Source organism: Streptomyces sp. URMC 123 (genome assembly GCF_051386515.1).
Lineage (GTDB): Bacteria > Actinomycetota > Actinomycetes > Streptomycetales > Streptomycetaceae > Streptomyces.
On record NZ_JBPQTV010000370.1, the window covers coordinates 1 to 5,767 of the forward strand.

Sequence of the window (5,767 nt, forward strand, 5' to 3'; positions counted from 1 at the left end):
GAGTCGGTGAACCCCCTGGTGGACGCCGTACGACGGCACCCCGGGGTCCGGTTCGCCGCCGTCCGGGGCCGGGGCGGGAGCCGGCGCGGCGTCGTACGGGGTGGTGGCCGCCGGGGCGACCGGGGCGGTGGCCGCCGAAGGGGCCGTGGTGGCCGCGTCCTGGCCCCGGCGGGAGTCCATGTTCAGCGCGTCGGACAGCATGATGACCGCGATGCCGCCGAGCACGAAGCACATGCTGGTGAGGCTCGGGAAGATCAGCACCAGCGAGAAGCCGAGGAAGACGCTGGATAGCAGCATGTCCTTGCGCAGCAGCTCGTTGCCGACGGCGCCGTCGTCGGCCCGTACCAGCCGGACGCACTGGACGACGACCAGCGGCAGCAGCACCAGGGAGAGCAGCGCCACGCCGGGGATCGCACCGGTGAGCACCAGCAGGCAGTAGCTGAGGTACGCGGCGACGGTCGCGACCGCGGTCGTCACGGCCGCGCCGCGCCAGGTGGCGAAGACGGTCGCGGAGGTGCGCAGCCCGGCCGCCTTGTCGCCGTAGTAGTCGGGGGTGTTCTTGAACAGGCCCTTGGCGGTGAACCAGACGAAGAGGAAGGCGATCACCGACCAGATCCGGGCGTCGGGCACGCGCACCCCGCCGCCCAGGCCGAACCAGCCGATCAGGAACGGCCCGACGGTGGCCATGGCGAAGATGGACAGGCCCAGCAGCGGCCGGCTCTTCAGCCGGGCGGGCCGGAACGAGTACTGGTGCAGCGCGGCCAGCCCGACCAGCGTGAACACGAAGAAGTCGGCGCCGTAGAACAGCGCGGAGCCGGCCATCACGACGTTGAGCGCCACCAGCCAGGACCGCAGTCTGCGGTAGCCGAGGAGGTGCAGCAGCCACATGCGCCCGGGCAGATTGCGGCTGTCCTCCTCCAGGTCGGTGTACGTGTTGTGGAGATTCGCGGAGAACCCGACCAGGAAGGACAGCACGGCGCCCAGGACCAGGAGGAAACCGGGCTTCGCACCGACATATCCGACGGCGAGGGCATAGGCGAAGAGTCCGGGTACGCAGGTGCGGGGCCGGCCCAGCATCAGGATGAGCCGCAGTGTTTCCAGGACGGATGCGTCCGAGGTGCCACCGCGGATCGCGGATATTTGTTCCGCGGGGGTCAGGTTGTGGAACTCTGCCTCTTTCAACGGCGAATCGGAGATTCTGCCGTCCAGGGTTTCGTTCGCCACCTTGAGCGCTTCACCTTCCTCGGTCGAGCAGGGATTCAGGAAGCTTTCTGAGGAATTCGGCCGCTTCGGCGGACGCCATGGCACGGTTTTCCGGCAGCGCCTCGACGGCTTTTCGCGCATGCTCCCGGCATTGTTCGACGCTCGCCTCGACGGCGCCGGTCCGCCGCACGGCGTCGACGATGTCGTCGATCGGCGGTCTTTCGGCGGACAGCGCATATCCGATCGACGGGTCGATGCGCATTGCCCGGATCACCGGGAGGGTGTATACGCCCGCGCAAAGGTCCGTACCACGGGCCTTACCGGTGGTTTCCGGATCTGCGGTGAGGTCGAGAATGTCGTCCGTGATCTGGAACGCCATCCCCAGGTGGTGGCCGAACGCGGACATCCGGGTCACGGTGTCCGGCGGCGCCTGGGCCACCGTGGCGCCCAGGGCGCAGGCGGTGGCGAAGAGCGCGGCGGTCTTGCCCGCGATGGAGGCCAGATAGCCGGCCTCGGTGCGCTCGCTGTTGTTGGTGTCCTGCAGCTCGCGCGCCTGCCCGTCCGCGAGCGCGGCCAGGCTGGCGGCCAGCAGGTCGGGGCACCGCCCGCCCGCCCCGGCGGCGCGGCTGAACGCCAGCGCGATCAGCAGGTCACCGGCGACGATGGCGGTGCCCTCGCCCCACTTGGCGAAGACGGTGGGGGCGCCGTGCCGCAGCGGCGCGCTGTCGATGATGTCGTCGTGCACCAGGCTGGCGCAGTGCAGCAGCTCCACGGCGGCCGCGGCCCGGACCGCCCGCCGCCGCTGCCGGTCGGCGAGGCCCCCGGTCAGCGCGTGCGCGGTGGTGAGCACCAGCAGCGGCCTGAGCAGTTTGCCCCGGCCCACGGAGTTCGCGACGACCGGCGCCAGCGCGCACGGGTCCAATTCGACGGATTTGCTGAGTTCCTTGGTGAGGAGCCGCATGTCATCCGCTATGCCGGGCGGCGTCCCGTTCGTGAGGGTGAATGGAGCAGACCAATTTTCTGTATGGCTGTTCACCGCGTTCTCGGTCAACAGTCCCCCCGGCGTGTTCTCGGTCCGACAGACCAGTTGTTCTCGGGTAACCGCCTCCGGCCCGGCAAATGTATTGCCGGCCGCTGCAGAGGCGATCCTGTGCCCTATTCGCCGTAATGATGACCACGGACGCTAGCAGTGGCACCAACGGGCAGCAATGTGACGTGGATCATATGTGCGACTGCTTGACCCAAGGATTTTCCGGGTAGAAAGATCCACACCTCCCGCGTCACTCCGAGAGGATGGTCCGCGTGTCCGAGAAGGTTCCCGACCTGTTCACTCTGGAATTCGAGAGGAACCCATTTCCCACCTATTCGGAGTTCCGGCGGAACGAACCGGCGAAACTCGTACCCCTTCCCGATGGGCGGCGCGCCTGGTTTCTGACCGGATATGAGGACGTGAAGGCGGCACTCGCCGACCCCCGGCTTTCGTCGGACACCCGCAGACACGGGGCGCTGGACGCGTTCACCCTCGTACCGGAGGAGATGAGAAAGGCGATGACCAGCCATATGGTCAACGCCGACCCGCCCGAGCACACGCGGCTGCGCCGGCTGGTGGCCAAGGTGTTCACGCCGCGCCGGATCGCCGCGCTGCGGCCCGCGGTCGAGGCGACCGCGGCCGAACTCCTGGACGGCCTGGAGAAGAGCGACGAGCCCGACCTCGTGGCGGACTACGCCTTCGCGCTCTCCGCCCAGGTCCTCTGTCTGCTCCTGGGCATCCCGTCCGAGGACCGGGACCGCTTCCGCCGGACCTCGGCGACGATCGTCGCCGGCCGGCTGGCGGCGGACCGGTTCCCGGAGGCGGCGGCGGAGATGCACGCGTACACCCGCGCGCTGCTGGAGAAGAAGGCCGCCGACCCGGGGGACGACCTGCTCTCGGAACTGGTCCAGGTGCGCGACGGCAGCGACCAGCTCAGCGAGGACGAACTCTCCTCGATGGTCTTCATGTTCCTCATCGCGGGCCAGGAGACGTCGGCCAATCTCATCGCGACGTGCGTGTATCTGCTGATGTCCCGGCCGGAGCTGTACGACCGGATGCGCACGGACGACAAGCTCCGCGCCGCGGTGATCGAGGAGGCGCTGCGCTACGAGAGCCCGGTGGAGATGGCCTCGTACCGGTTCGCGACCGAACCGATGGAGGTGGTCGGCCAGGAGATCGCGGCGGGGGACGTGGTCGTGGTCGCCCTCAACTCGGCGAACCGCGACGAGCGCCGCTTCCCCGACCCGGACACGTTCGACGTGGACCGCCCCAAGGACGGCCACGTCGCCTTCGGCCACGGCATCCACTTCTGCCTGGGCGCGCAGCTGGCCCGCATGGAGGTCGACATCGCCCTCTCCGCCCTCACCACCCGCTTCGCCCTCCCCGAACTCCGCGGCGAACGGGACGAGTTGCTATGGCGCATCGGCGTGATGCGGGGCCTGGAAACGCTCACGGTGCGGCTGACCCCCCGCGAGTGATTGGGTTCTCAGTCCGATGCGGTGTTCCGCAGGTGCAGACGAATGACGCCGGCCACGTTGATGAGCCACTGCCGCAGCGTGACCCCGTCGGGGGGATCGACCGCCATCCCGAGCGCGACACTCGCCCGCACGAGCCCCGCCTCGTCACCCGCCGCGTCCAGCGCTTGCGGAATCTCGCCGAGAACCCGGCGCAGTTCCTCGTCCGGGGTCCCGCGCAGATAGTCGTCCAGGGCCTCGCGATGGGAGGAGTAGGTGTCCGGGAAGTCCTGATGGAAGTACCCGCCGAGCAGCTGACTCAGAGAGGGGAAGAACTCCTCCCACTCCCAGTCCATCCGCGGCGCCTGCCCGGCCCGCTGTTCGGGATTCCGCACAGCGGCCCGAATGTGCTCGCGGGCGATGCGCAGTGACTCCTCGATGCTCCTCCCTCCGGTCGGACGCACACGCGGCAACAAGGCCACGTCATCGGCGATCTCGGAGGAGAGGAGCCCGACGGAGAGCAGGTCGTCCAGCTCGTGAAGGACGCGCACACCGCGCTCGGGAAATCGCGAGACAACCCGCACATACCCTTCGAGCGCCGGCCCGGGCGCGCTCGGCGTATCGGTGAACGCGTAACCGGCGTGGGTGTAGGCACGCAGCAGGCTCTGCAGCTCGTAGAAGCGGTGGCCAGGAGCGGATGGATGGGCCATGGCGGTCCGTTCGGCTCGAATGGGGCGACCGATTCGCGCTCTACGCACGGACCGGGGGGCTGTCGAACCTCACGGTATGGGGGCTTTCGAAGAGGAGCCGCGCCGGCTCGGTGGCGGGCGGTCGCGCTGCCCGCACTGCGGCTTGCCGCGGGATCAGGTGGCGACGCTCGAGCACGACTGGGTGCTGCTGGAACCGGACATGAAGCCGCTTGCCCATACGGTGCCGGCGGAGCATCGGTGGATCGAGCTGTCCGATGGACGGGTGACGGTCTACGGGGTGTGTCCGCCGGATCAGTTCCAGCGGTGCCGTATCGAGCACCGTCTGGCCTGCCCGGAACAGCCGCTGCCAGATCTCTGGCCGTGGTTGACGACCCTGCGCGAGGAGAACGCGCGGCAAGCGGAACGCCGGGCCGGCCCGGAGTCGCCTCGCCCCCCCCGGGGAGTGGCCGGACGTCGGCTGACGCACACCTCGAAGGCGGCGGCCGGCGGGCGGCCGCGCATACGCGAAGACCCCGACCCCAGCGTTCACGCTGGCGGCGGGGTCTTTCGGCACCTTGTGCAAGGTGCCCCCGGCAGGATTCGAACCTGCGCACACGGCTCCGGAGGCCGTTGCTCTATCCCCTGAGCTACGGGGGCGTTCCGTCGTTCTCCGGTCGGTCTGACCGGCGGCGACGGGTAGAACACTACCAGCTTCGAGGCGGTGCTGAGCACCGGGTTCCCGGGAGGGCGGGGGTGGGCCGCCGGCCGGCGTAGCGCATGGGGCCGGAAGCGTTCCGGGGGTTGGGCGAAGCTCCCCCGCACGGGGCGGAAGTGGGCAAAACGCGGACGCGGCGGGAGGCGCGGACCTACTCTCGAGTTGTGCCTGGCTTGTCCGGCCGGGTCCTTGTTGTTGACGACAACAAGGTCATCCGGCAGTTGATCAGGGTCAACCTCGAGCTCGAGGGCTTCGAGGTCGTGACCGCGGCCGATGGTGCCGAATGCCTGGACATCGTGCACCAGGTGCGCCCTGACGTCGTGACGCTCGATGTCGTCATGCCCCGGCTCGACGGGCTGCGGACCGCGGCGCGGCTGCGGGCCGACCCCCGGACGTGCCATCTGCCCGTCGCGATCATCAGTGCCTGTACGCAACTGGAGATCGACAGCGGTCAGGCCGTCGGCGTGGACGCCTTCCTCGCCAAGCCGTTCGAGCCCGTGGAGCTCGTCCGGCTGGTGCGGCGGCTCGCCGGGGCCGCGGAGCCCCAGCCCTCCGGCGATCTGGACGACCTGATCGACGGCGCCGGCGGTCCCGGCCGCGAAACCGCCATAGCCGCCGAGGGCCACCTCGAGGGCGACCTCCCCGGCGATTCCCCCGGCGCCGGGGAGGCCGAGCC

Annotated in this window: 5 protein-coding genes, 1 tRNA gene and 1 pseudogene; 3 read left to right on the forward strand and 4 right to left on the reverse strand. The window is 69.6% G+C overall.

Translation table 11 applies throughout. The features are described from left to right. On the reverse strand, positions 1-1,182 hold a 1,182-nt coding region (locus ACSNOD_RS27380), incomplete at its 3' end, for a UbiA family prenyltransferase (protein WP_436769753.1). 52 nt (positions 1,183-1,234) lie between these two features. Continuing rightward, a complete protein-coding gene (locus ACSNOD_RS27385) occupies positions 1,235-2,164 on the reverse strand; it encodes a polyprenyl synthetase family protein (protein ID WP_436769754.1) in 930 nt (309 codons plus the stop codon). A 341-nt stretch (positions 2,165-2,505) separates the two neighbouring features. On the opposite strand from ACSNOD_RS27385, the gene ACSNOD_RS27390 reads away from it, so the two are divergent. Continuing rightward, positions 2,506-3,711 carry a cytochrome P450 family protein gene (locus ACSNOD_RS27390; RefSeq protein ID WP_436769755.1) on the forward strand — a complete coding sequence of 402 codons (1,206 nt, stop codon included), beginning with the start codon at positions 2,506-2,508 and terminating at the stop codon, positions 3,709-3,711. Positions 3,712-3,719: 8 nt separating this feature from the next. On the opposite strand, the gene ACSNOD_RS27395 is transcribed toward ACSNOD_RS27390, so the two are convergent. Continuing rightward, entirely contained in the window at positions 3,720-4,397 is a 678-nt protein-coding gene (locus tag ACSNOD_RS27395) for a contact-dependent growth inhibition system immunity protein (RefSeq protein WP_436769756.1), read from the reverse strand. A gap of 76 nt (positions 4,398-4,473) precedes the next feature. Between ACSNOD_RS27395 and ACSNOD_RS27400 the strand changes: the two are divergent. Then, positions 4,474-4,746, forward strand: a pseudogene (locus ACSNOD_RS27400) (DUF6083 domain-containing protein); the annotation flags it as partial. Between the two features lie 215 nt (positions 4,747-4,961). Here the strand turns inward: ACSNOD_RS27400 and ACSNOD_RS27405 are convergent. Beyond that, positions 4,962-5,033 (reverse strand) — tRNA-Arg (locus ACSNOD_RS27405). 120 nt (positions 5,034-5,153) lie between these two features. Between ACSNOD_RS27405 and ACSNOD_RS27410 the strand changes: the two genes are divergently transcribed. Then, positions 5,154-5,767 (forward strand): response regulator (locus tag ACSNOD_RS27410; RefSeq protein WP_436769757.1); only part of this gene is annotated, 614 nt, incomplete at its 3' end.

Bases quoted from the DNA above. Each gene is read 5' to 3' on its own strand.
- ACSNOD_RS27385 (WP_436769754.1), bottom strand. From the start codon at position 2,164: ATGCGGCTCCTCACCAAGGAACTCAGCAAATCCGTCGAATTGGACCCG.
- ACSNOD_RS27395 (WP_436769756.1), bottom strand. From the start codon at position 4,397: ATGGCCCATCCATCCGCTCCTGGCCACCGCTTCTACGAGCTGCAGAGC.